Genomic DNA, 25456 nt, shown 5'->3' with positions numbered 1-25456 from the left:
GGCCGGAGGTTCCGCGAGGCGCTGGTATCCTCGTCGCATGGAAATGATCGACCTGCCGACGGCGCCGGGATACCAGTCGCTCGACCGGCCGCTGGTGTTCACGACCGCGGCTGCCGGAAAGGTGCGCCAGCTCATCGCGGAGGAGGGCAACGAGGCCCTCAAGCTGCGCGTCTACATCCAGGGCGGCGGGTGCTCCGGCTTCCAGTACGGCTTCGAGTTCGACGAGGCCCAAGGCGAGGACGACCTCGCGGTGGTCACCGACGGCGTCGCGCTGATCGTCGATCCGCTGAGCCTGCAGTACCTGATGGGCGCGGAAGTCGACTACACCGAGAGCCTGCACGGCGCGCAGTTCGTGATCCGCAACCCGAACGCGAAGACCACCTGCGGCTGCGGATCCTCGTTCTCGGCATGAGGCTGCCCACCGACGCGCCGTATTCGCTCGTCGGCCCCGATCCCTGCATCGCGCCGCTCGACCGTGCCGACCACCTGCGCGCCGACGCGGGCGCGCTCGATGCCGCGTGGCCGACGTCCGCGGTGCTGCGCCTCGACGGCGAGGGCCATGCGGCCTGCGACGAGGCGCGGATGCCCTCGGTGTTGCGCGGCGACGCCTGCGGTGCGCGTCCTGCCGATGCGGACTTCCTCGGCATCGACGGCGACGGCCGTGCCTGGTTCGCGACGATGCTGGGCGACGACGGCGTCGCGCGCATCGACCTGCGTTCGGCGACCGCATTGTGGCCGTGGCGCGAGGCCGGGGCCTTCGCCACCGCGCATGCCTTGCACCACTGGCACAACCGGCATCGTTACTGCGGCACCTGCGGCGGCGGAATCGAGTTCGTGCGCGCCGGCTGGCTGGGGCGCTGCCTGCATTGCGCGCGCGAACACTATCCGCGCACCGATCCCGCGGTGATCGTCGCGGTCGGCAAAGGCACGCGCCTCTTGCTCGGCCGCCAGGCCTCGTGGCCCGCGCGCCGGCATTCGGTCATCGCCGGTTTCGTCGAGCCCGGCGAAACGCTCGAGCAGGCCGTCGCGCGCGAAGTGATGGAAGAGACCGGCATCCGCGTCGTCGACTGCCGCTATCTCGGCTCGCAGCCGTGGCCCTTCCCGACCTCGCTGATGATCGGTTTCATCGCGAACGCCGCGCCCGGCGAGGTCCGCGACAGCGACGAGCTCGAATATGCGCGCTGGTTCGAGCGCGAGGACGTGGTCGCTGCGCTCGACGCGGAAGCCCGCGGCGAACCCGAGGCTGCACCGTTCCTGCCGCCGGCGCGCATCTCGATCGCGCACTGGCTGGTGCGCGAGTGGGTGGCCGCGACGGCCTGAGGCTCAGCCCGGCGCGAGCGCCGTGAACGGCGGCCACGGCAGGTTGCGCAGCAGCATGAAGACCAGCGCCGCGGCGATCCAGAACTTTCCGTTGTAGACGGCCGCGCGCCAGCGGCCCTGCAACAGCGTGCGGCCCGACCATTCGTTGAGCGCGAGCGTGCCGAGCACCGGCAACCCCGCGAGCGCCAGAACGTTCATCGACGCCGCGCGCGCGACGTCGCCGTGCACGAGCGCATGCAGCATGCGCGTCATCCCGCAGCCCGGGCAGTACAGCCCGGTCGCGAGGCGGAACAGGCACGGCGGGAAGAGGCTTCCCGCCGCACTCGGATCGAAATTCCACAGCAGCCACGCACCGACCGCGGCGACGGCGAGCGCCGTCGTCGCGAGGGCATTGCGCGGCAGCGTCGCGATCACTGGCCGCGTGCCGCCTGCACCTGCTGCATCATTTCGGCGTACTGCGCCATGCCGCCGGTCGCGATCCAGGCGATGTTCATGAGCAGGCCCACGATGATCAGGCCGGTCGTGATCCAGCACCACAGCTTGGCGGTGTCGGAGGCGCGCTTGGCTTCCGCGAAGTCGCCGCGGTCGAGTGCACCGTTGACCTTCGACGCGAACACGATCGCGACGATGCCCGGGATCGCACCGACGAAGCAGCACAGGCACAGGCCGAGGATGGTCGCGATGATCGACCACACCATGTAGTTCGGGATCGGCGCGCCGCCGGCCTGCGGCGGCATCGGGGCGGGGGGCGGCTGGATCGGCGGGGGCGTGCTCATGCGGTGCGGGCTCCGGAACGGAAAAGTGAAGACGTCGTGATCGATGCTAGCAGGGCGCGCGGTCAGGCCGCACTGCCGCGCAGGGTTCGCACCTGCGCTTCGAGCGATTCGGCGCTGACCGATTCACCCGCCACCGGCGGGGCCGCGACGACCTCGACGTGCGCCCGGAACCGGCGCGGCACGCGCATACGGCCCAGGCGGCCGTCGCGACGGCTCCACATGCTCGACCACATGCCACGCAGCGCCATCGGCACCACCGGCACCGCGCGGCGCTCGAGGATCTTCTCGACGCCCGACTTGAACGCGGCGATCTCGCCGTCCTTGGTCAGTGCGCCTTCCGGGAAGATGCCCACCAGCTCGCCCTCGGCGAGCGCGGCGTCGATCTCGTCGAACGCGCGGCGCATCAGTTCGGGATCCTCGCGCGCACCGGCGATCGGGATCGCCTTCGCGGTCGTGAAGATCCAGCGCATCACCGGCACGTTGAAGATCTTGTAGTACATGACGAAGCGCACCGGCCGCGGGATCGCGCCCGCGAGGATCAGCGCGTCCATGTAGCTCACGTGGTTGCAGACGATCAGCGCCGGGCCCTCGTCGGGCACGTGGGCCTCGATGCCCTCCGCGCGCAGGCGGTACAGCGTGCGCACCAGCACCCAGCTCACGAAACGCATTGCGAACTCGGGCACGATGCTGAAGATCCACAGCGTCACCAGCGCGTTCGCGACCGCGAGCGCCAGCAGCAACTGCGGGATCGACCAGCCCAGCAGGCGCTGCGTGCCGAGCGTGAGCCCGGCCGCGATCACGATCAGCAGCGCGTTCTGGATGTTCATGCCGGCGATCACGCGCGACATCTCCGCCTTCGGCGTGCGGCTCTGGATCAGCGCGAACAGCGGCACCACGAACAGGCCGGCCGACAGGCCGATGCCGAACAGGTCGAGCGCGATGCGCACGCTGCCGGGTTGGCGCAGGAAGCCGGCGAGGTCGAGGTGCGACGCGACCGCAGTGCCGGGCTGCCCGAAGTACAGATGCACGAGGAACGCGCTGATGCCCAGTGCGCCGATCGGCACGAGGCCGATCTCCACCGTGCGCGCCGAAAGCTTCTCGCAGAGCATGGAGCCGATGCCGGTGCCCACCGAGAACACCGCGAGCGCGAAGATGTACAGCGTCTCGTTGCCGCCGAGGTTCGCTTCCGCATACGCGGGCAGCACGGAGGTGAGCACAGTGCCCACGAACCAGAACCACGAGACGCCCAGCACCGCATTGCGCACCGCGAGCTGGCGCCGCGTGAGGCGGAGGATCGCGAGCGATTCGGGCAGCGGGTTCCAGCCGATGCGCAGGTCGGGTGCATTGGCGCCGGCGTCGGGCACGAGCCGGCTCACGAGGTTGCCCGCGATCGCGAGCGCGATGACCAGGCCGCCCGCCACGTACGGGCCGTGCGCGCCGGCGACGGTGAACACGAGCCCGCCCACCAGCATGCCGAGCAGGATCGACACCGAGGTGCCCATCTCGACCAGGCCGTTGCCGCCCGTGAGTTCCTCGGGCTTCAGCACCGAGGGCAGGATCGAATACTTCACCGGGCCGAACAGCGTGGACTGCACGCCCGTGCAGAACAGCGCGACCAGCAGCACCACGAGGTTCTGCGTCGCGAAGCCGACCGCGGCCAGCGACATGATCGCGATCTCCATCGCGGTGGTGATGCGGATGACGCGCGCCTTCTCGAGCTTCTCGGCAAGCTGCCCCGCGATCGACGAGAACAGGAAGTACGGCAGGATGAACAGTGCCGGCGCGAGGCTCGCGTAGAGCGCCTTGTCGTCGGGCGTCGCGCCCATCCAGAACAGCAGGCCGATGATCGCCTGCCGGTAGACGTTGTCGTTGAACGCGCCCAGCGCCTGGGTGAAGAAGAACGGCGCGAACCGCCGCTGGCGGAGCAGCTCGAACTGGTTGTGCGCCATGCGGCGTGGTCTCCCCCGGGACGTGGCAAGGCTAGCAGAGCGACGCGGCCACCCGACCGGCGGCCGCGCCCGCGCCGGGGCGCGACAGCATCATCGGCGTCGCGCGGGGAGCGCGAACCCGAGGACTCGACATATGAAAGGCCAGCTGTTCCTGCGGACCGGCGTGCTGCTGCTGATCGGTGGCATCGTGATGGGCATGGTGATGGGCGCCCGCCAGGACTTCACCTACGCCCCGGTGCATGCGCACCTCAACCTTGTCGGCGGCGTGCTGATGATGGTGGCGGGGCTGTTCTACAACGCGCGGCCGGACCTGTCGCCGCGCATGGTCACTGCGCACTACGTCAGCCATCTGCTCGGCGGGGCGCTGCTGCCCGTCGGCATCTACGGCTCGATCGCGGGAACGCCGTGGGCGGGCCCCGTGGTCGGCTCCGGTTCGGTGCTGACGCTGCTCGCGCTGCTGCTGTTCGCGGTGAACCTGTTCCGTCCGTTGCCGCGCGATTCGGCGTTGGCGGCACCGGACCGGGCACGCGCGCCGTAACCAACGGCGACCGGACCGCTCGCCACGATGCGAAGGCGTCGCGCGTCGCATCACGTCGCGTACGACGCCACGCTCGCGACGCGGTGCCGCGGCCGGCAAGAGCCGAGCGTCGCCCTCGCGCGCCGCAGGCGACGATCGCCGGGCGGATAGGCGCTCTTCGGCCGTGCAAACGCATCCCGCGCGACGGGCGGCGCGCCACGGCCTCGCCGATCGGCGTCGCATCTCGTCCGTCTGCCCCTGCATCCGCCACGCCCTCTTCATGAGGCTTACACGTTCAGCTGGGACCCTGTCGCATCGCCGCCGCTGGTCCCCTCCATGTCCATAGCGGCGCCGCCGCTCCACCGTCCAGGTCGCCTGCAGGTGCGCCTTGCCCGGTCGCCCGACGAAGTGCGTGCCGCGCAGCGACTCCGGCACGAGGTCTTCCACGTCGAACGCGGCGCGCATGGCGCACTCGACCGGCTCGACCGGGACCGGTACGACGAGACGATGGACCACATCGTGGTGCTCGACCCCGACCGCACCGTGGCCGACGGGCACGTCGTCGGTACCTACCGGGTGCGGGTGCACGGCTCGCTGGCCAGTGCCGCGCGGGGTTATGCGGCGCGGGAGTTCGATCTGTCCATGCTCGAACATGTCGCGCAGCCCCTGCTCGAGCTCGGCCGGTCCTGCGTGCTCGCGCCCTATCGCACGCGCGGCGTCATCAACCTCCTGTGGCGCGAGATCGGCCGCGTAGTGGCGCTGCACCGCATCGGGTTGATGTTCGGCTGCGCGAGCATCGCCGCGGAGGACATGTCCGCGGCGTACCGCCAGCTGGCCTACCTGCACCGGCATCACCTCGCGCCCGTCGGCCTCCGCCCGCGCGCGCACGGTCCCGGCGCGGTGGAGGTGGAACCCGCTGACGACGGCGCTCCGGCGCCCGAACTGGAACCCCTGATCAAGGGCTACCTGCGCCTCGGTGCCTACATCGGCGAAGGGGCCTACGTCGACCATGCGTTCAATTGCATCGACACCTGCATCGTCCTACCGACCGAGCGCCTGACGATGCGCTCGGTGCGTCGCTACCGGCCAGTCGCGGACGAGGTGCAGTCGCCGGTGCCGGCGGTCGCGCATGCGGTCGCGGGACGCTGATGCGGTGAGGCGCGCGCTGCGGGCCGTCGGCCTCATCGCATGCGTGCTCGTGCTCGGCGGCGCGCAGGCGCTGGTGCTGCTTGTCGGCGGTGCGCGCTGGCCGATCGCGACGTCCATCCCCCGCCTCTTCCACGCTTCGGCCGGGCGCTTGCTGGGCTTGAGGGTTCGGGTCGCCGGTCGGCCGATCACCGCGCCGCGAACGGTCTGGGTGTGCAATCACCTGTCCTACCTGGACATCGTCGTGCTGGGAGCACTGCTGCCCGGGCGCTTCGTGGCCAAGCGCGAAGTGCGCGACTGGCCCGCGTTCGGCGTCATGGCGAGATTGCAACGCACCGTATTCATCGGCCGTCGCGCGCGCGACAGCATCGAGGCCGTCGACGCGATGGGCGCCGCGCTCGACGAGGGCGCGAGCCTGATCCTGTTCCCCGAAGGCACCACCACGGACGGGTGCCACGTGCTGCCGTTCCGCTCAGCGGCGTTCGCGCCACTCGTCGCGCGCGCAGGCATCACCGTGCAGCCGGTGACGCTGCGCGTGCAGGGCGGATCGCCGGCCGGGCCACGGCGTGCCTATGCCTACATCGACGACGACCGGCTGCTGCCGCATCTATTGCGGTTCCTCGACCGCCGCCGCACGGACGTCGAGGTGACGTTGCACCCGCCGCTGCACTGCGACGCAGGGGGTAACGATCGCAAGGCCGTGGCATGCGCGGCGCAGCGTATCGTCGCCGCCGCGCTCGCGCTGCCCGCGCCATGAACCGGCGCCTGCGTTGGGCGCTCGGCGCGGTCGCGGCGCTCGCCGTGCTTGTCGTCGCAGGCCATGGCGTCTGGCGCGCGTCGCACGCGACGCATCTCGCCGATCTCGCCGACGCGCTGCGGACGATGCCGACCTCCGCCCTGTCGGTCAGCGCGCTGTGGACGCTGGGGAGTTTCCTCGCGCTCGGCGCGCTGGAGGCCCTCGCGTGCCGGATGCTGCCGCGACACACGGTGCCGCCGGGCGCCGCGATGGGCCATGGCGCCATCGCCCATGCCCTGTGCAACACGCTCGGCTTCCATGCCGTACTCGCGCCGGCGCTGCGGCTCGTGCTGTACCGACCGTACGCCTGGGGCGCGACGGACGTCGCCCGCCTGCTGGGCGTGGTCGCCGTCGGCATCGCTGTCGGTGTTGCCGGAGTCGCGGCGATCGCCTTCGCGGCATCGGCGCGAGACGCGGTGCCGTGGCTGCCGATGCTCATCGCCGCAGGTCTGGTGGGCGCCGCCTTGGCGTGCATCCGGCGCGGCACCGGCACAACCCTTCGCCTCGGCGCCCCGATCGCGCTCGTCGCCATCGCCGAATGCGGATGTGCGATCGCCGCGTTGTACGTGCTGCTGCCGCAGGAGGCGACCGCCGCCTGGCCGCTGTTCGCACTCGCGTTCCTCGGCGCGTCCGTCGCGGGGGTCGTGGCGCATGTGCCCGGTGGCCTTGGCGTCTTCGAGGGCATGCTGCTTGCCGCGCTACCCGGGGACCGCACCGCCGTGCTGGCGGCGCTCCTCGCGTATCGCCTCGTCTACAACCTCCTGCCCGCCGCGATCGCGGGCGTTGCATTGGCGCTGCTGCTGATCTCGCGCGGGCGGGGCGTCAGTTCGACCGTGGATACCCACGGATCGCACGTTGCTGGGCGAGGTACAGCCGCGCGAGTTCGGACAGGCGGATCGGGCGATGGCCCCGCCGGCGGTTGGCATCGCTGATGCGGAACAGCAGGCGCTGTTTCGCGAACACGATGCGGTACACGTCCCGGATGGAATAGCGCGGGTCCCACGCATGAACGGCCTCGCTGCCGGCGCCGTTCACCTCCATGATGGTGAACTCGCCCGCGCGCAGTCGATCGAGGCTCGCATAGCGGACATCGAAACGGCCGACGTGGAACGGGCCCATGTCACGGGCGATCGCATCGACGCGCCGCGTCAGCGCCGGGGTCGCGTGGACGGAGCCGTCCTCGTACGCACCTCCCACCCGGGTGGAGGCGACCGTGGACAGCCGCACCACCTCGCCCGGCGCGGGGATCCGCGACGCGTCACAGGCGATCTCGTGCGCGGCGTCCTGCGCGCCGCGGCGCAGGCGCGCGTCGCGCCGCACCAGCGTCGCGACGTCGTCGCGGCCGTTGCCGACGACCGCGGGCGCGTGGCGCAGGAGGATCCCCAGCAGGCGGCCCGTCTCCGCCCCCGGCTCGCGCACGTAGAACAGGCCCGCCTCGCCCGCTTCGCGCAGGTAGCGCTGCAGCAGGAATCGCGAGGCTTTCGGAAAGCCCGCCATGTAGTCGCCCAGATCGTGTGCGGAGGCCAAGCGCCGCACCCCGTAGCCACACCAGCCGACGTCGGGCTTGGCGACGACGGGGAACTCCAGGCCGGACGCCGCCATCGACCCGAGCACCGCCTCCATTGGGTCGCCGGGATCGACCGCGATGAATTCCGCCGTTGCCGAGCGCGCAATCGGACCCATCGCAGCGAAGTACTCGAGCTTGCCTTCTCCGACTAGGCCGCCGGACGTGATGCCGGGGTTCGCGGCCGAGGGCAGTGTGAAGCTGCGATACCGCACGCCCAGCGCAATCCATTGCAGCACCATGGGGACGAGGTTGAGCGCTTTCGGCAGGCGCTCGAACGCCCCGACACGGCGCGGCGCCGCGACCTCCGTGTCGACGTCAGCCGCGGGCGCGGAGGACACGGTAGTCGATCGGCTTGTAGCGGAAGTTGTTGGACTGTCCGGCCGAACAGGCCGTCATGCCCACGATCAGCGGCATGAGCGCGCGCAGGCGGATGAAGTCGCCCGGGCCGCTGCGCGGCGGCAGCACGCGGATCGCGCCGCTGGCGCTGTCGACGTCGACGTTCATGAAGACGTTGAAGGCGATGGGGATGCGATCGACCTCAATACCGTGCGGCGCCAGCGCGGTCGCGAGATTGCCCTCGCAGCCCGGCCGCTCTTCCGTCTCGCCGTAGATGATCGAGAACGTGTCCTTGGAACACGGCGTCAGGGTGAAGTCGTGACGGCCGCAGGTGTCCTCCACGATCTCGAACATCGGCCGGCTGCGATTGGAATAGAGCACGTCGCCGGTGGTGAGGAACAGGCGCGAGGCGTAGTCGATCGAGCGTCCCGACGACAGGTATTCGCGCGTGTCGTCATGGTTGAACGCGGTGAGATCGCTCACCTGCTGGCCTTCCGGGTCGATCACGATGAGCTCGTCGCCTTCCCCGAGCGTGATCGCGTGGGCGGAGCAGGGCGGAATGCGGTGGGTCGGGTCCATCAGTGCGGGCGTCCAGTGCGGATGTGGAGCGGGCAGCGCCAGTCGGGCTCCACCGCGCGGCCACTGTACTGCCGCGTCTCCGCCGCGGTGCCGAAGTCGGCGAGGTTGGGGTTGATCGACCCCTGCAATGCCACGTCGCGCCCGCGGGTGGCCGCCTGCATCTTCGCGTACCGACCGTCGGCGCGCAGCTGGTCGAACTGGCGATGCGAGTTGAAGACGAGCACGGGCGTCGGGAAGCGCCGCGCGACGCGCGAGGCACCGTCGTGCAGGCCGATCACGAAGAACGGATGCCCGGCCACGCTCAGGCTGAAGCGCGAGCTGTCGGGATTCGTGTCGACGTCCTTGGCCCAGGCATGGCCCCGCGCGCGGTCCAGATCGTGCAGGCGCTGCAGTTGCGCCCAGAGCAATGCCTCGAAGCGTGGTTCGTCAAGGCCGCCGGGGCCGTCGAAGACGGCCGCGAACGAATGGACGGTAGTGCTCGACTCGGGCTGCGCGTCGACGAAATCGGCGAACGACGCGAGCCCGTCATGCAGGCGCGCATCGCCGCGCGGGCAGCCGAGCGTGCCGAGCTCCAGCGTGCGGATCGCCCCACGTGCGAGCGCGGCCTTGGCCCCGACGCAGGGGAACGCGGCATCGGCGACGCGATCGAGGAAGGCCTCGACCGCCGGCGATGCGTTGAGCGGCGCGCCGTCGGGCGCCGACTCGTGGGACGGGAAGGAGTGGAAATCCATGACGGCCGCTGCAGGAGAATGCGGTCACCGTAGCGGCCGGTGGCTCGTCGGAACGTGGAGGACAGGAGATAGCGCCGGCGGGCATTCAGCGCGGCGAGCATGGTGTGACGGCCACCGTCACGGCATGTCAGGCGATCGCCGTACGTCGTGTCGGTTCGAGCGCTGCGCGCCTTTCGGGACCGCTTCAGCGCCGTTTGCGACACCCGGCGGTGGCTGATCGGTCCGGGGAAATGTTCGCCGCGTCGGCGCGCCGCTTGCACACGTACCGCCCGGTCGCACCCCGTCCTGTTGGGGGCGTGCCGCGCTGCGGACGCGTGGTGCGGCACGTACGCGGCGGTTGGCCGCGAGGGAACGGCGTCAACCCTTGCCCCGGACGGAGCCCGGCGGCCATGGGGCCCGTCAATGCGACCGCATGGCGGCATCAGGTCGCGGCGGCGGCGGTGGCAGGCGCAGTTCGAAGGCACATCCGGCACCGTCCCGCTCGACGCAGCGGACCCGGCCGCCGTGCTGCTCGGCGATCTGGCGCACGAGGGCCAGCCCGAGTCCCCAGCCGTTGCCGGACTCCCGCGTGTTCGCGGGCCGGTAGAACGGCTCGAAGACGAGCTCGCGCTCCGCGGGATCGATGCCGGGCCCGCGGTCGAGCACGCGCACGCAGCCGTCGCCTGCCGCATCGACGTGCACCACCGCCTCCACGCCGACCCGGCCGTGTTTCAGGGCGTTCTCGAGCAGGTTGCGCACCAGGCGCCGGAGCAGGCGCGTGTTACCGCGGACGCATACGGACTCGACGTCGAACGGCACGTCGAGCCGCCCGCATTCCTCGGCGACGACGACCGACAGATCGACGTCCTCGGTGAGCTCGATGCCGCCGGCCTCGAGCTTGCTCGCGAGCAGAATCTCCTCGAGCAGCCCGTCGATTTCCCGACAATCGTGGCGGATCTCCTCCAGCAGTGCCGGGCGCGGATGCGCCTCGTACAACTCGAGCGCCATGCGGATGCGCGCGAGCGGCGATCGCAGTTCGTGCGAGGCGTTGGCGAGCATGCGGCCGTTCGCCGCCATCAGCTGCTGCACGCGGTCCGCCATCGCATTGAAGCTCTGCGCGAGCCGTCCGACCTCGTCCGCACCGCCGGGTGGCGCACGCGTGTCCAGCTCGCCTGCGCCGAAGCGATCCATGCGGGTCGCGAGCGCTTCGATCTCTCCGGCCAGGCGACGCGAAAGCGGATACATCGCCACGCCCACGGCCGTCGCGATCAGCGCCACGAGCACGAAGCCGTCGAAATGGAGGCGGATCGCATCGGAATGCAGGTTCCGCAACCACAGGGAACCGCCGGGCTGCCGCAGCACCAGCCACCACGCCGCGCTGAACAGCGCGACCACCGACGCCAGTGCGCCGAGGGTCGCCAGGTAGATGCGCAGGTAGAGGCGGCGGATCACGTGCCGTCGTCCCCGTCCTGGATGCGGGTGAAGAGATAACCCGCGCCACGCATGGTGAGGATACGCCGCGGCTTGCGGGGATCGTCCTCAATCGCGGCGCGCACCGCGGAGATATGCACGTCGATCGTGCGGTCGAACGCCTCGCTCGCACGGCCGGCGGTCGCCTCCAGCAACTGGGCGCGCGTCACGACGCGGCCTGCGCGCTCGGCGAGCACGACCAGGATGTCGAACTGGTGGCCGGTGAGCGGTCGTGGCTGGCCGTCGATCCGCACCTGGCGGGCCTCGCGATCGATCTCGAGCCGCCCGAAGCGGAGGGTCGGATTCACGACGTGGCTGCCGCGTCGGAGCACCGTCCTCAGCCGGGCGAGCAGCTCCCGCGGCTCGAACGGCTTGGGCAGGTAGTCGTCCGCACCGAGTTCGAGCCCGACCACGCGGTCCATCGGGTCGCCGCGCGCGGTCAGCATCACGATCGGTACGCCGCTCTGCTGGCGCAGCCGCGTGCAGACGTCCAGCCCGCTCGCATCCGGCAGCATGACGTCGAGGATGATCGCGTCGGCCGGGTTGCGCCGCTGCTCGGCCAACCCGTCGGCCGCGGTGTGCCGCGCCAGCACGCCGTAGCCGGCCTGCGACAGGTACTGGACGAGCATCGCGCACAGGCGCTGGTCGTCATCGATGATCAGCAGTCGGTGGGACATGGCGGGGACGGGCGGCGGCCGTGCGGCACGGCCGCCGCGCAAGGGTCAATGACCGGCGTGGTGGCCGGCGTGCGAGGCCATCATCCCATCGATTTCGACGGACAAGGCGCGGCGCTGCGCCGGGGTCAGGACCTTCGCGATGCGCAGCAGCGCTTCGGTGATGCGGCGATCGCTGTCGAGCAGCACCTGGTCCTGCTGCGCGCGCACGCGTTCGACCGCCGCCACGTCGATGGCCGGTGCCGCGAGAAGCGACTTCATCGCGCCGAGGCCGGCGTGGTAGCGGGCCATGTCGCCGTGTTCGGCGACCATCGTCTCCTTGATGATCCCGTCGATGGCCTGCCGTTGCGCATCGCTGGCCCCGGCGTCGCGCAGCACCTGCTCGAAATGCTCATGCAGCGCGGCATGGCGATGGCCGTGCGGGAACCACGGCGTGCCGTCGATCCCGGCGGTCACGGTGGCGGCCAGTGCTGAGGGCGCCGTCGCGGCGTAGGTGATCGCACCGCCGGCGCAGAGCGCGACGGCCAGGGCGAGCGTGCGGGTGACGGCGGCGCCGCGGTGGATCGAGGAGGAAGGACGGGAAGTGTTGGCGGTCATGGTTGCACCTGTTCAAGGAGGGATGTCCATCGGACAGGTTCAGCGTCGCGCCCGGGCGTTCAGCGATGACGAACGCTCTGTAAAGTTTTGTTGTGCTGCCGAGGCGATTCGTGCGGAAGTAACCGCGCCTTCACGGCGCCAGCTCACGCGCGCACTTGGTGGCAGTCGCGCTTCGACGGCGGCGTCAAACCGTTCAGCGCGTCTCCGGGCTTCGCGCCAGCAGGGCTTCGAGGACTTCGATGCGATGCCGGTGGGGCGTGGTGATCGCATAGAAGCGCTCCTGCAGTTCGCTCGAATGGCCGACCGCCACCAGCAGGCCCGCGCGCAGCTCGTCCTGCACGACCACTTCCGGCAGCGCCGTCAGCCAGCCACTGTCACGCGCGATCAGTCGCAGCATCGCCATGTCGTCGACTTCGGCGCGCAGTCGCGGCGTGACGCCGGCGGAAGCGCAGAGGGCGTCGAACTGGGCGCGCAGTGCATGCCGCGGGCCCGGCAGGGCGATGTCGACGCCGTCGAGGTCTTCGGGAATGCGCAGCGTCTTCGAGGCCCAGCGTTCGGCCGGGCCCACCAGCGAGATCGACTGGCTGCCGAGGAATCGACAGTGCAGCGGACGGTCGGGATCGGTGGGCACCGACTCGTTGGCGAGCACCACGTCGAGCTGGTGCTGCAGCAGCCGCGCGACCAGGCCGTCGAGCAGCCCCGACTCCAGCGTCAGCACCACGGCCGGGTCGGCCAGCATCGGGCGGATCCAGTTTTCCTGGTAGTTGCGCGACAGGGTGGCCACGCTGCCGACGCGCAGGCGCGTGATTCCGGCCGAGCGCCCCTGCAGGCGCCCGAGCATCTCCCGGCCCAGCCCGAAGATGTTGTCGGCATAGGCGAGCATGAGCTGCCCGGTGTCGGTGAGGACGAGGCGCCGGCCTTCGCGGTGGAACAGGGCCTCGCCCGTGCGTTCCTCCAGCTGCCGGATCTGCGCCGAGACCGCCGACTGCGAGACATGCAGTTCCTCGGCGGCGCGGGTGAGATGCCCCAGCTTGGCCACGCGCCAGAAGTAGAAGAGATGGTTGAAGTTGAGCTGGCTGAGCTGCATCGTTCGCTTTATACGATGGAATAGTTCGGATTATCGTATTTTACAGAACGGACCCCGGCCCGCAGCATCCTCACCGCAATTCCGGCGAGGGGCGAAGGGATGGAATTTCCACAGGGCTTGAACGTGGCGGGCGCGGTCGCGCCGGCGGTGGCGATGGTCGCGATGGCGCTCGTCGCAAGACGCGCTTCGCTGCCTGTTGCGACCCTGTGGCGAGCCTTCCTCGTGGGGTCGTCCGGCGCGCTGGCGCTGGCGGTCGTCGCCCTCCTCGGCGGGGCGGATCGCGCACCGTGGCCGGGCGTCCTCGACGCGACGCCGCTGAGCCGGAGCCTCGCCGTGCTGGTGCAACTGCTGGGGACCGTCATCGGTGCGTTCTCCGCGCGGTACCTGCAGGGCGAACCCGGGCAGCGACGCTACGTCGCGGCGCTCGCGACGGTGCTCGCCGCAGTGCACGTTCTGTTGATGGCCGATCACTGGGCGGTGCTGATCGGCGCCTGGGCCGCGGTCGGGCTCGCGCTGCAGCCGCTGCTCTGCTTCTACCCCGATCGCCCGTTCGCGCTGCTGGCGGCGCACAAGAAGCGCATCGCCGACCGCGCGGCCGACGCCCTGCTGCTCGCCGCGGCGGCCCTCGCATGGCACGAGGTCGGCAGCGGCTCGCTGTCCGCGCTGGCACGACACGTCGCCGACCACGGCCTGTCCGCGCCCTTGCAGGTGAGCGCCGTCGCGCTGGTGCTTGCCGTCGTCCTGCGCTCGGCGCTGCTGCCCGTGCACGGCTGGCTGATCCAGGTGATGGAAGCGCCCACGCCGGTGTCGGCGCTGTTGCATGCGGGCGTGGTGAACCTCGGTGCGTTCGTGCTGATCCGTTTTGCCCCGCTCCTCGAACAGGCCGGCGCGGCGCGCGCGCTGCTGCTGCTGTTCGGTCTCGCGACCGCGGTGATGGCGGGGATGGTCATGTTGACCCGCGTCAGCATCAAGGTGCGGCTGGCGTGGTCCACCGTCGCGCAGATGGGCTTCATGCTGGTCGAGTGCGCGCTCGGGTTGTACACGCTCGCCGCGCTGCACCTGATCGGCCACTCGCTGTACAAGGCGCATGCCTTCCTCGCGTCGTCGACGGTGGTGCGGCAGACACGCCTGCAGGCCCTGCACGGCGCGCCGTCCCCCGCCGCCACGAGCCTCGTGCTCGCGCCGCTGGCGACTATCACCGTGGTGCTGCTGGTGCTGAACCTCGTCGGCCCGTCGTGGCCGTGGTGGTGGAGCGCCGTGCTCGGCCTCGCCTGGGCGCCGATGCTGTGGCTGCCGGCCGCGTCGGCCGGCGTGTGGGGCCGCGGGTGGCAGGTACTGGGCGGGCTGGCGATGGTCGTCGCGCTCACGCTGGCCGGCGTCGCGGCCCATGCGCTGCCGCTGGGCCTGCGCGATGCACCGCATGCCGGGCTCGGCGTCGTCGCATTGGTCGGCATGGCCGCGCTCTACGTCTGCCAGGTGCTGCTGCAGCGTCGGCCTCGGCTGCTCTCACGCTGGCGACGCTGGAGCTACGCCGGTTTCTACGTCGACGAGGCCTATACCCGCCTCGCCCTGCGCCTGTGGCCGGGGCGCTGGACGCCGAATGCGAGCGCGCGTGTCGCGGTCGCCGCGTCCCCGCTGATCGATGCCCCGCGCTGATCGAATCACAGGAGAACGACGATGGATGCACTGATGCATGCAGGCGCGGACACCCCGCGCGCCGCACCGGACCGCACGCCGTTCGATGCGCTGCACGCGCACGTCGAGCAGGCCTGCAGCGAGGCCTGCAGCGCCATCGCGCCGGCGTGGCCGCTGGACCGCGCGATCGCGGTGAACCCGCACTGGTCGCGGATCGGCATGCCGCTGCGGCGCGTCGCGGCGCGGATGGCGGTGCTCGGCGGCATCCAGGTGTTTCCCGCGCGCGAGCAGCAGTGGCAGGCATGGCGCGAGGAGCGCATCACCGCCGACGACCTCGAGGCCGCGCTACGCCAGTTGCCCGCCGCAGCGACAGCAGGGCTGACGCCCCAGGCCTGCATCGACGCGCTGCAGTCGAGCGCGCCGATCGCGCAGCTGCCGTTGCTGATCGACGTGCTCGACAACGACCCGGATCGCGAATCGCGCCTGTCCTGGCGACAGGCGATCACGCACCAGGTCAGCCAGACTTGCGCCGCCTATTTCGACGAGCACCAGGCTTACTGGCAGCCCGAGCGCACGCAGGGTCTGTACGCCTTCTGGCGCGACACGGTGCAGCACGATCTCGGCATCGGCCTGTTGATGGGCCTGCCGCGCCTGGGCCGTGCCTTGGACACGCTGCCCGCGAACGCGCAAGACGCCGAGCGCTGGGCGCTGGAGCGCCTCGGCCTGCCGCAGGCGGTATGGGCGGACTACCTGGAATCCGTGCTGCTCACCGTCAACGGCTGGGCATCGTGGTGCGCCTACCTCGGCTGGCAGGCGCGCCTGGCGGGGGGCACGGATGCGCACACGCGCGAGTTGCTGGCGATTCGTCTCGCCTGGGGCGCGCTGCTGCTCGAATGCAAGGACGACGTCGCGACGCGGCAGGCCTTCGCCGCACTCCAGCAGGCCTGGCGCAATGCATCGCAGGTGCTCGACGCGGCCGAACAGGCGTTGTTCGTCGACGAAGTCTGGCAGCTGGCGCTGGACATCGGCTACCAGCGCGACCTCGCACGTCGACTCGCCTCGGCCGACAACATTGCAGCCCATCCGCAGGACATCGAAGTGCAGGCCGCGTTCTGCATCGACGTGCGCAGCGAACCGTTGCGGCGTGCGATCGAGGCCGTCTGGCCGGGCGTGCAGACGCTGGGATTCGCCGGCTTCTTCGGCCTGCCGGTGGCCTACACGCCGCTGGGGACGCAGGCGCGGCGACCGCAGCTGCCGGGCCTGCTGGCGCCGGCGGTCGAGGTGGGCGACTGCATCGTCAGTCGCAATGCCACGCAGCGCGGTGCGGACGGCGCGCGCCAGGACGCCGCCGCGCGCGAGCGCCATACGCGGCTGGCCCTCAGCGACCAGTGGCAGACCGCCGCGCGCTGGCCCGGTGCCGCGTTCTCGTTCGTCGAGGCGGCGGGCCTGGGCTACCTGGGCCAGCTCGGGCAGTGGCTGCGGCCGTCGACGAGCGATCGCGCGCGCGACGACCTTCAAGGCCTGCCCGCGCGCTACCGCGACCTCTGCCGACCGCAGCTGCTCGGCCTCGACCTCGATGCACGCGTCGCCGTCGCCGCGCAGGTGCTGCATGCGATGGGCCTCGAGCGCGACCTCGCGCCGCTGGTGCTGCTGGTCGGGCACGGCAGCCAGTCGGCGAACAATGCGCATGCCGCCGCGCTCGACTGCGGCGCCTGCTGCGGGCAGACCGGGGAGGTCAATGCACGCAGCCTCGCGCAGCTGCTCAACGACGCCGCCGTCCGCACCGGCCTGCTCGCCCGTGGCATCGAAATCCCGCCGTCCACCGTCTTCGTGGCGGCGCTGCACAACACCACCACCGACGAGATCGAGGGCTTCGACCTCGACCTGTTGCCGCCGCCGGCGCGCGCGCGATGGACGCGCCTGCAGGGCGTGCTGGCGCAGGCCGGCGACCAGGTCCGCCGCGAGCGCGCTCCCACGCTGCAGCTCGACCCGCGCGCCCCGCACGACGAACTGTTGAAGCAGTTGCGCCGCCGCGCCAACGACGGCGCGCAGACGCGACCCGAGTGGGGGCTGGCCGGCAACGCAGCCCTCGTGATCGCGCCGCGGCACCGGAGCCGAGGCGCGGTGCTCGGCGGGCGCAGCTTCCTGCACGACTACGACGCCGCGCAGGACCCCGACGGCAGCGTGCTGGAGCTGCTGATGACCGCGCCGATGCTGGTCACCCACTGGATCAACTGGCAGTACCACGCGTCCACCTGCGACCCGCTGCGGCTGGGCAGCGGCAACAAGGTGTTGCACAACGTCGTCGGCGGCCGCATCGGCGTTTTCGAAGGCAACGGCGGCGACCTGCGCATCGGCCTCTCACGCCAGTCGCTGCACGACGGCGAACGCTGGATGCACGAGCCCATGCGCCTGACCGTGGTGATCGACGCGCCGCAGTCGGCCATCGACGCCGTGATCGCCCGGCACGCGGTCGTGCGGCAGCTGCTCGACAACGGCTGGTTGCACCTGTGGCGGTTCGAGGAGAGCGGCTTCCAGCGGTATGAGCAGGGCATCTGGCGCTCGGTCGAGTTGTAGCGCCTTGGGAAGTGCGAACCCGCCCTCGTGGCGGACGCCGTCGCAGCTTCGACAGAGCCCGGATGGCAGATCGGCCTTACGCAAACTGCGGGACGCGGTCTCGGCTACCGCGCCGCCTGCCATGCGACTTCGCGACACCTACCGGCGACGCGCCCGCGCACGTCCAAAACGTCAACTACTCACCCGGGCGTCCGTATCGCGGTGCCGATACTCAGCGCGGCGCGAGCTCGAGGTGCGTCAGGTACAGCCGCAGGTCGAACTCCAGCTGGTGGTAGTCCGGCGCCATGTGCGTGCAGAGGCGGTAGAACGCCTTGTCGTGCTCGGCTTCCTTCAGGTGCGCGAGCTCGTGCACCGCGATCATCTGCAGGAACTCCGGCGGCGCATCGCGGAAGACGGTGGCGATGCGGATCTCGCGGCTGGCCTTCAGCCGCCCGCCCTGCACGCGCGAGATGCTGGTGTGCGTGCCGAGCGCGTGCTTCATCACCTGCAGCTTCGCGTCGTACACCACCTTGTCCAGCCGCACCGACTGCCGCAGGTGGCGGTCCTTGAGGGCCTGCACGTAGTCGTAGAGCTGGCCGTCGGTGCGCACCGCATGCGTGCCGCCGTAGCGCGCCGCGAGCACCTCGCCCAGCCGGCCGCCGTCGATCAGCGTGCGCACGCGGTCGAGCACGTCCGGCGGATAGCCGGTGAGGTACTTCAGCGGCGGCGTCGGGGTCATGGAACGCGCGGTCGACGTGCGAAGGGACGGGTGCGGAGCGCGCGCCTACGCGGCGCGCGACGGGCCCGAGACGATGTCGAGCGCCACCGCCTCCGCGGTACGGATGCCGTCCACGCCCGCCGACAGGATGCCGCCCGCGTAGCCCGCGCCTTCGCCCGCAGGGAACAGCCCACGGGTGTTGAGGCTGTGGCCGTCCTCGCCGCGCGTCACCCGGACCGGGGACGACGTGCGCGTCTCCACGCCCGTCAGCACCGCGTCGCGCATCGCGAAACCGCGAATCTGCTTGTCGAAGGCGGGCAGGGCCTCGCGGATCGCGGCGATCGCGTAGTCGGGCAGCGACGGCGCGAGATCGCCCAGGCGCACGCCCGGCTTGTAGGAGGGCAGCACCGTGCCGAACTCGCGCGAGGCGCGGCCCTGCAGGTAATCGCCGACGAGCTGCCCCGGCGCCTCGTATTCGCCGCCGCCCAGCTCGAACGCGCGGGCCTCCCAGTGGCGCTGCAGCGCGATGCCGGCCAGCGGGCCCTCGCCGTAGGGTGCGTAGTCCTCCGGCGTGATGCCGCAGACGATCGCCGCGTTCGCATTGCGCTCGTTGCGCGAGTACTGGCTCATGCCGTTGGTGACCACGCGGCCCGGCTCGCTGGCCGCGGCCACCACCGTGCCGCCCGGGCACATGCAGAAGCTGTAGACCGAGCGCCCGTTGCGGCAGTGGTGCACCAGCTTGTAGTCGGCGGCGCCCAGCAGCGGATGCCCGGCCTGCGGGCCGAAGCGCGCCTGGTCGATGAGCGACTGCGGATGCTCGATGCGGAAGCCGATGGAAAACGGTTTCGCCTCGAGGAACACGCCGCGCCCGTGCAGCATCGCGAAGGTGTCGCGCGCGCTGTGGCCCAGCGCCAGCACCACGTGGTCGGCGCGCAGCTGCTCGCCGCTGTCGAGCGTCACCCCGCGCACGTGGCGCGTGCCCGCGGCATCGGTCTCCACCAGCAGGTCGTCGACGCGGTGGCTGAAGCGGATCTCGCCGCCCAGCGACTCGATCGTCGCGCGCATCTGCTCCACCATCGACACCAGCCGGAACGTGCCGATGTGCGGCTTGCTGACGTAGGCGATCTCCTCGGGCGCGCCCGCGCGCACGAACTCGTTGATCACCTTGCGGCCGTAGTGCTTCGGGTCGCTGATCTGGCTCCACAGCTTGCCGTCGGAGAACGTGCCCGCGCCGCCCTCGCCGAACTGCACGTTGGATTCCGGGTCCAACACCTTCTTGCGCCACAGGCCCCACGTGTCCTTGGTGCGCTCGCGCACGGCCTTGCCGCGTTCGAGGATGATCGGCCGGAAGCCCATCTGCGCCAGCACGAGCCCGGCGAACAGCCCGCACGGCCCCATGCCGATCACCAGCGGCCGCAGCGGCAGGCCGGCCGGCGCGTGCGCCACGAACTTGTAGGTGGTGTCGGGCGTGCGCATCACCTTGCCGCCGTCGCCGGCGCGCGCGAACTCCGCGGCCTCCGCGTCGAGCTGCAGGCGGCGCAGGATGTCGGCCTCGCGCGGCGTGTCCACGTCCACCGAATAGATCAGCACGATCGCCCCGCGCCGCCGCGCGTCGTAGCTGCGCTTGGCGACGGTGAAGCCCGCCAGATCGTCGTCCGCGATGCCCAGCCGCGCCAGGATCGCCTCCCGCAGGGCCGCCTCCGGATGGTCCAGCGGCAGCTTGAGATCGGTGAGTCGCAGCATGAGGCATCCGGCAAACGGGGTCGCCGGGGCATTTTAGGCGGGTGAGGTGGGTACTCGCCCGGCGGACCTGCTCACCGACGCCAAATCCAGCATCAGGGTGCCGTGCTGTGCGCTTCTGGAAGTGCTCAGAACGCTTTCGGAACCACTCCCAGTGCTTCTTGAAGGGCCGTCGGCGCTTCAGCAATGGCTGGGGGCGCCTTAGAGCTGCCTGTTCGGCGCCGAAGCACGTTGGCCCGTCGGGAGCGATAGACGGTCCGCAGGGGCCGAGGCCGCCTAGGACACTGCGGCGGCGAACTGGGCAAAGAGGTCGCCCGAGAGCTCGCTCTCCAGCTGCCACTTAATCGCCATTGGCCGCTCACCTTCGTGTGAAACGTAAGTGGCCGGCCCTAGGAGCCAGAACGCGCGGTCGTCCTGCGTCAACCGGGCAAACAGGAGCACATGGCTGCCACGGGTGGCGTGCTGCTGGTAGCGCAAGCCTGTCTCGCTGCTTTCCCGAGTCGTGGACTGGCTCTCCCAGTGGATCAGCTCGCGGCTGATTGCGTAGTCCCTGTAGCGGGTGGTCGGCGCGAATCGGCCGTCGGACTTGTCCAGCGTGAACACGAAGGCGTCGACGCACTCCTCGGGAAACCAGCGTACGCCTTCACGCCAAGTGGGAATGGACGCGCTCGAAGCCGGGCCCAAGGCAGCCAGAATCTCTCGCCGTGTATAGCGGGCATGGACGTTGAGCGGGACTTCCGCAAGTGTCGCCAGCGGCTCCTGGACGTGGTCAATCCGCTCCTGCAGTACGGTAAGGAGCTCTAGCAGCTCAGCCAACACTTGTGGGTGCTGCCGGAGCAGTGCGGCCCCAGCCTCGAGTGATTCTGCAGCGCCCGGCACCGTTTCAAGCAGAACGGCAATCAGCATGTGCAACAGCCGGCGCTCGCGTAGTTTTTGGACCTTAAACGTCGGCTCGTCAGCGCTCGTCACAAAGGCTCGATACGCCTCAATGCGCTCGGGGTCGTCTACATGCAGCATGCGTCCTAGGCCACGGCGCAGCGCCAATTCATGGGGACCTTGGGGCAAGGTCGGGATGCCTCCCGCTTCCAGCAGGTCAGACCAGCAGTGATTGGCGGCGTAGATCTCCTCAAGGGAGAGGCCGGTTTCGTCCAGAAACCGCGTAAGGGTCGGGCGGTCGACGTGCTCTGCAACGCGCCGTAGCTCGTTGGCTTTTGCCGGCCAAGTACTGGGTACGCTGTTTTTCAGGTTGTCGAGAACGATCCGAGCCGCCACGGGGTCGAGCTGCATGTGGCAGCCGCTAGGCAGAAACGGGAAGCCCTGCTCGACCTGTTCAATCACCTGCTTGCGCGTTCCACCGAGTAGTGCGCCTAACCGGTTTTGGAGCCGGAATTCCTTTCGGTGCTGCGCGACGAAGTCCAACACGGTGCAGAACGTCTTTTCTGGGTGGCGTCTCAGGCCACGGCCGAGTTGCTGAAGGAAGACGGTTGAGCTGTCGGTGTGCCGAAGTAGCAGCAGGGTGTCGATGCTGGGAATGTCGACCCCTTCGTTGAAGAGGTCGACGGTGAATACCGCCCGCAGCGCACCCGATGCCAGCTGCTGCAGCGCATCGGCGCGGGCGGGTGATGGTGTCGTGCCTACCACGGCCACGGCCGGCAGGCCGGCGGCGCGGAAATGTGCCGCCATGAACTCTGCGTGGCGTACCGAAACGCAGAATCCGAGTGCCCGCATCTTGTGAAGGTCGGGCACGGTCCTCTCGACGTTGGCGATGACGAGGCGAGCGAGGACGTCGCTGCCCGTCACCAGCTTTTCCAGCTCGCCGACGTCGTACCCCGTACCGCGGCGCCACGTAACGTTGCGCAGGTCCGTGCCGTCACTGATGCCGTAGTAGGCGAAGGGGGCAAGCCGCTGCTGGTCAATGGCATCCCACAAGCGGAGCTCAGCGGCGATCCGCCCGCCGAACCACTGCAGGATAGGCGCGCCGTCGCCGCGTTCGGGCGTGGCGGTCAGGCCCAACAGTTCCCGCGGAAGCAGGTGTTCCAACAATTTGGAGTAGGTAGGGGCAGCCGCATGGTGGAACTCGTCGACGATCACGACGTCGAATTGGTCCGGCTGAAGGTTTGCAAGGGTGGCGGCAGCCAGGGTTTGGATCGACGCAAAAACATGCTCGAACGCTACAGGGCGCTGGCCGTCGACCCAGAGCTCGCCAAAGGCCGCATCTCTGAGCGCGTGTCGGAACGTCGCTAAGCTCTGTTGAAGAATTTCTTTCCGGTGAGCGACGAAGAGCAGCCGTGCCCGGGGCAACCGAGCTCGGAGTCGCTGGTAATCGAGCGCAGCCATCACGGTCTTGCCGGTTCCGGTCGCGGCGACCAGCAGGTTCCTGTGGCGCCCTTGAAGTCGAGAAAGTTCGATGAGTTCAAGCAGTCGCGACTGGAACGGCTCAGGCCGCAATTCAATGGGGCTCAGATAGACACGCGGCCCCGAGTTGGCAGGCACCTGCGTAAGCAGCCGGAACTCGGCGGGATCGAACGGCCGGAAGTCTTCGTTGCTCCAATAACTCTCGAAGACCGCGGAAAACTTGTCGATCACATCGGGATTGCGAGCGCCGGCAACGCGCACGTTCCACTCAAGGCCGGTCACCTGGGCTGAATGGGTGAGGTTCGAAGAGCCGATGTACGCGGTTGAATACCCTGACGCCCGATGAAACAGCCAAGCCTTGGCGTGCAGCCGAGTGCTGGACGTGTCGTAAGAGACTCGGATCTCCGCGCCCAGCTCATGCAAGGCTTCAAGCGCAGCCAGCTCGGTCGATCCCGTATAGGTAGTGGTCAACAGGCGAAGGCGCCGTCCGTTCTCGAAATGTCGACGTAACAGGTCAGTGAGCTGCCGAATACCGGTTTGCCTGACAAACGCCATGAGCACGTCAATGCGATCAGCCGATGGGATTTCTGTCCTTAGCTGGTGCCCAACACGAGGTTCGCCGGGCGCGTTGGTCAGCAGCGTCGTGTCCAGAAGTGGTGTGGCGGGCAGCGACACGGCCGCAGCTGCGCCGTCAGGTAGCAGACCCATGATTGCGCGAAGCACGCTTCCGTCGTCGTGGAGATTGTCCTTTTGATCGACGCCAGAACTCGGAATGCCTTGGAGGAGCCAAATCACTTGCTGGGCGAGCGCGATTCCCAGCGATGCACGCTGCTTGCGGTCCAGCGAGGAGACTGTTTGCTTAAGCAGCTTGCCTAGATGCAGTGCGATTCGGTCTGCGGCTTCTTCCGGATGCAGCTGGGTGCGCTCTGCCACAATCTGCTGACCCAGCTGCTGCAGACGCTCTTCGAGCCCGCGGGTGATCAATACCTCGTACAGGCCGGGCTGCAAGTCACTCATTGGGGTATCCGGGATCGGGGTGCTGCGCGCGGCGGGCGGGCAGGACGCGTGGATGCGCTCGGGCTGAGTGTAGGCAGTGGGAGAGGACTCGCCCAGGGCAACACTTCTGGGTGTTTGGCCGATCAGCAGTGGGTTGACCTGCGGTCCTACTGGGGTGCGGTATGCCAGCGTCTCAACGCTCACGAAGCTGACACGTCCTACCGAAAGAAGGGTCAGGTTCCACTTCCTAGACGAAAAAAAGGTCCGTGGTGCGCTTCGGAAACGTGGGTAAAAGTTCATTTTCACAGCCAGCTGTCTGCAACTGAGCCGAGCATGGCAGGTGCTGTGCTCTCGACACTCCCATGCACGCACGTCGTGCAGTGCTGTCGAGCCGGGATCGGGCCTGCGCACACGCTGGCCGCGAACCGCCTCCCGTCCCCGTTCATCCAGCTTGCGTAGGCCAGGATGCGACCCCGCGCCCGGGACGGTATAACGGCGCGGGGACAGGGGAGAGGTCATGGGGATCCGCAGCAGGCGGGCGGGGGCGGCCTTCGCCATCGCCGCGGTCGTTCTGCTCGCCGCGGCGGCCGGCGCGTTCGACGCGCCTGATCGCGCGCTCTTCGACGCGGCCATGCGGGCGAACCGCGCGGCGGCGCCGGTGCCCGTGCCGGATCGCGTCGTGGTGGTCGGCATCGACGAGGCGTTCCTCGACGGCGTGGCCGAGCCCCTCGCGCTGAGCCATGCCTACGTCGCGCGCTTCCTCTCCATCATGGCGGCGCACCGGCCCGCGGCGGTCGGCCTCGACGTCGTGCTGCCGGAGAAGCGCTTCGACACGCTCGCACCCGTCGCGGCGCCCGACACCGACTACCACAGCCTGCTCGTTGGCGGCTTGCTGCAGGCGACGCAGCGCGTGCCGGTCGTCGTCGCGAAGGCCTGGGACGTCGACCGCGGCCACTACCGCGACCTGCAGCTCGACTACGCAGCCGTGCTCGCCACGCAGTCCGGCGCGTTCTCGCCGCAGGGCTCGGCGCTGTTCTGCCTCGACCCCGACGACGTGCTGCGCGACTACCCGGGGCGCGACTGCCAGCCCGACCGCAGCGACCGCACGTTCGCCAGCGAGCTCGTCACCGCCGCGACCGGCCGGCGCCCGATCGGGGGCGGCCGGATCGATTACCGCGTCGGCGGCGAATTCCTGTACGTGCCGCTGCAGGAGGTCTTCCGGCTCGACGCGGCGGGCGACACGCGCCGGCTCGAGCAGCTGTTCGAGGGCCGCATCATGATGCTCGGCGCGATCCTCGACGACACCGACCTGGTGCGCCTGCCGGTGCCGATGGCCGAGTGGCGCCCGGGCGACGTGCGCGTCCCCGGCGTGCTGGCGCATGCGCAGCTCGTGCGCGACCTGCTGCACGATGGCTTCGTGCGCACGCCGGGCCTCCCCGGGCGCATCGCCCTTCTCATTGCCGTGCTCGCGCCGCTCACGATCGGGCGTGCGCGTGTCGCGCTCGCGACCGCTGCGATGCTGTCGATCGCGCTCGCCGCGGGCACGGTGTTCGGCCTGCGAGCCGGGTGGTGGCTCGAGCCGTCCTCGCCGGCCGTCGCGATCATCGCGATGCTGGCTTGGCGCCTCGGCGTAGACGCGCGGACACGCCGCCGACGGCGCGTCGCGGTGCGCGAGGCGTTCGCCGGGCACGTCGACGCGGCGACGCTCGCGACGCTCGTCGACGGCACCGCACCGCCGCCTGCGGCGCGACGCGTGCACGTTGCCGTGGTCGAGTGCGAGATTGCGGTCGCGACCGGTCGCGACGTCGCGGCCGACGCCCTCGCGCGCCGCACGACCGACGCGCTCGAACTCGCGGCCGCGGCGGTGCATCGCCACGCCGGCACCGTGGACGTCGTTGCCGGCACGCGGCTCACCGCCTTTTTCGGCGCCAT

The 25456-nt window shown here is 70.0% G+C and carries 22 protein-coding genes; 9 read left to right on the top strand and 13 right to left on the bottom strand.

Going from position 1 to position 25456, the window contains the following annotated elements; all coding sequences use genetic code 11:
* The first annotated feature begins 43 nt into the window (after positions 1-43).
* Together erpA and nudC are read left to right on the top strand one after the other, a co-directional pair.
* Positions 44-412: an iron-sulfur cluster insertion protein ErpA gene (erpA, locus tag ACY35P_RS04035; RefSeq protein ID WP_462114588.1), complete on the top strand. Its 369-nt coding sequence runs from the start codon at positions 44-46 to the stop codon at positions 410-412.
* On the top strand, positions 409-1320 hold the full coding sequence (gene nudC / locus ACY35P_RS04030) for an NAD(+) diphosphatase (RefSeq protein ID WP_462114550.1): 912 nt from the start codon (positions 409-411) through the stop codon (positions 1318-1320). The genes erpA and nudC overlap by 4 nt, the downstream gene beginning before the upstream one ends.
* A gap of 3 nt (positions 1321-1323) precedes the next feature.
* Here nudC and ACY35P_RS04025 read toward each other — a convergent pair whose 3' ends face one another.
* The 3 genes from ACY35P_RS04025 to ACY35P_RS04015 form a co-directional block, all read right to left on the bottom strand.
* On the bottom strand, positions 1324-1734 hold the full coding sequence (locus tag ACY35P_RS04025; protein WP_462114549.1) for a DUF2752 domain-containing protein: 411 nt from the start codon (positions 1732-1734) through the stop codon (positions 1324-1326).
* Positions 1731-2096 (bottom strand): CD225/dispanin family protein, encoded by a 366-nt coding sequence (locus tag ACY35P_RS04020; RefSeq protein ID WP_462114548.1) that lies wholly within the window; start codon positions 2094-2096, stop codon positions 1731-1733. The genes ACY35P_RS04025 and ACY35P_RS04020 overlap by 4 nt, the downstream gene beginning before the upstream one ends.
* 62 nt (positions 2097-2158) lie before the next feature.
* The gene (locus ACY35P_RS04015) at positions 2159-4045 is read right to left on the bottom strand and encodes an MFS transporter (RefSeq protein ID WP_462114547.1); all 1887 of its coding nucleotides are present in this window, start codon (positions 4043-4045) and stop codon (positions 2159-2161) included.
* Positions 4046-4178: 133 nt separating this feature from the next.
* Between ACY35P_RS04015 and ACY35P_RS04010 the strand changes: the two genes are divergently transcribed.
* The 4 genes from ACY35P_RS04010 (at position 4179) to ACY35P_RS03995 (ending at position 7436) form a co-directional block, all read left to right on the top strand.
* Positions 4179-4583 (top strand): hypothetical protein, encoded by a 405-nt coding sequence (locus ACY35P_RS04010; RefSeq protein ID WP_462114546.1) that lies wholly within the window; start codon positions 4179-4181, stop codon positions 4581-4583.
* 315 nt (positions 4584-4898) lie between these two features.
* Positions 4899-5711, top strand: a complete 813-nt coding sequence (locus ACY35P_RS04005; RefSeq protein ID WP_462114545.1) for a GNAT family N-acetyltransferase — start codon at positions 4899-4901, stop codon at positions 5709-5711.
* A gap of 4 nt (positions 5712-5715) precedes the next feature.
* Positions 5716-6465: a lysophospholipid acyltransferase family protein gene (locus ACY35P_RS04000; RefSeq protein WP_462114544.1), complete on the top strand. Its 750-nt coding sequence runs from the start codon at positions 5716-5718 to the stop codon at positions 6463-6465.
* Complete coding sequence (locus ACY35P_RS03995; protein WP_462114543.1) at positions 6462-7436, top strand: putative bifunctional lysylphosphatidylglycerol flippase/synthetase; 975 nt, start codon at positions 6462-6464, stop codon at positions 7434-7436. The genes ACY35P_RS04000 and ACY35P_RS03995 overlap by 4 nt, the downstream gene beginning before the upstream one ends.
* On the opposite strand, the gene ACY35P_RS03990 is transcribed toward ACY35P_RS03995, so the two are convergent.
* From ACY35P_RS03990 to ACY35P_RS03960, 7 genes are all read right to left on the bottom strand, one after another.
* Positions 7327-8409, bottom strand: coding sequence for an ATP-grasp domain-containing protein (locus ACY35P_RS03990; protein ID WP_462114542.1), 1083 nt, complete (start codon positions 8407-8409; stop codon positions 7327-7329). The two genes, ACY35P_RS03995 and ACY35P_RS03990, sit on opposite strands and share 110 nt — an antisense overlap.
* Positions 8387-8986 (bottom strand): DUF1989 domain-containing protein, encoded by a 600-nt coding sequence (locus ACY35P_RS03985; protein WP_462114541.1) that lies wholly within the window; start codon positions 8984-8986, stop codon positions 8387-8389. The genes ACY35P_RS03990 and ACY35P_RS03985 overlap by 23 nt, the downstream gene beginning before the upstream one ends.
* Complete coding sequence (gene gntA / locus ACY35P_RS03980; RefSeq protein WP_462114540.1) at positions 8986-9717, bottom strand: guanitoxin biosynthesis heme-dependent pre-guanitoxin N-hydroxylase GntA; 732 nt, start codon at positions 9715-9717, stop codon at positions 8986-8988. The genes ACY35P_RS03985 and gntA overlap by 1 nt, the downstream gene beginning before the upstream one ends.
* A gap of 399 nt (positions 9718-10116) precedes the next feature.
* Positions 10117-11148, bottom strand: coding sequence for a sensor histidine kinase (locus ACY35P_RS03975; RefSeq protein ID WP_462114539.1), 1032 nt, complete (start codon positions 11146-11148; stop codon positions 10117-10119).
* Positions 11145-11843: a response regulator transcription factor gene (locus ACY35P_RS03970; protein WP_462114538.1), complete on the bottom strand. Its 699-nt coding sequence runs from the start codon at positions 11841-11843 to the stop codon at positions 11145-11147. Before ACY35P_RS03970 ends, ACY35P_RS03975 begins: the two co-directional genes overlap by 4 nt.
* Before the next feature lie 45 nt (positions 11844-11888).
* Positions 11889-12437: a Spy/CpxP family protein refolding chaperone gene (locus tag ACY35P_RS03965; protein ID WP_462114537.1), complete on the bottom strand. Its 549-nt coding sequence runs from the start codon at positions 12435-12437 to the stop codon at positions 11889-11891.
* A gap of 193 nt (positions 12438-12630) precedes the next feature.
* Positions 12631-13524, bottom strand: a complete 894-nt coding sequence (locus ACY35P_RS03960; protein WP_462114536.1) for a LysR family transcriptional regulator — start codon at positions 13522-13524, stop codon at positions 12631-12633.
* 99 nt (positions 13525-13623) lie between these two features.
* Here ACY35P_RS03960 and ACY35P_RS03955 point away from each other — a divergent pair, with 99 nt between their 5' ends.
* Together ACY35P_RS03955 and ACY35P_RS03950 are read left to right on the top strand one after the other, a co-directional pair.
* Positions 13624-15180, top strand: a complete 1557-nt coding sequence (locus tag ACY35P_RS03955; protein ID WP_462114535.1) for an NADH-quinone oxidoreductase subunit L — start codon at positions 13624-13626, stop codon at positions 15178-15180.
* A gap of 21 nt (positions 15181-15201) precedes the next feature.
* The gene (locus ACY35P_RS03950) at positions 15202-17736 is read left to right on the top strand and encodes a YbcC family protein (protein ID WP_462114534.1); all 2535 of its coding nucleotides are present in this window, start codon (positions 15202-15204) and stop codon (positions 17734-17736) included.
* Positions 17737-17947: 211 nt separating this feature from the next.
* Here the strand turns inward: ACY35P_RS03950 and ACY35P_RS03945 are convergent, their stop codons facing one another.
* The 3 genes from ACY35P_RS03945 to ACY35P_RS03935 all read right to left on the bottom strand — a co-directional run bounded on the left by ACY35P_RS03945 (position 17948) and on the right by ACY35P_RS03935 (position 23545).
* Entirely contained in the window at positions 17948-18454 is a 507-nt protein-coding gene (locus ACY35P_RS03945; RefSeq protein ID WP_462114533.1) for a YgjP-like metallopeptidase domain-containing protein, read from the bottom strand.
* Positions 18455-18499: 45 nt separating this feature from the next.
* Positions 18500-20176 carry an NAD(P)/FAD-dependent oxidoreductase gene (locus ACY35P_RS03940; RefSeq protein ID WP_462114532.1) on the bottom strand — a complete coding sequence of 559 codons (1677 nt, stop codon included), beginning with the start codon at positions 20174-20176 and terminating at the stop codon, positions 18500-18502.
* A gap of 273 nt (positions 20177-20449) precedes the next feature.
* Positions 20450-23545 (bottom strand): DUF3427 domain-containing protein, encoded by a 3096-nt coding sequence (locus tag ACY35P_RS03935; protein WP_462114531.1) that lies wholly within the window; start codon positions 23543-23545, stop codon positions 20450-20452.
* Positions 23546-24041: 496 nt separating this feature from the next.
* On the opposite strand from ACY35P_RS03935, the gene ACY35P_RS03930 reads away from it, so the two are divergent.
* Positions 24042-25456, top strand: a 1415-nt coding sequence (locus ACY35P_RS03930; RefSeq protein ID WP_462114530.1) for a CHASE2 domain-containing protein, incomplete at its 3' end; no start/stop codon positions are given.

Source organism: Lysobacter xanthus (assembly GCF_047159895.1).
Note: the sequence above shows the minus strand (reverse complement) of the source record. Positions and strands in the feature narration are given on the sequence as shown.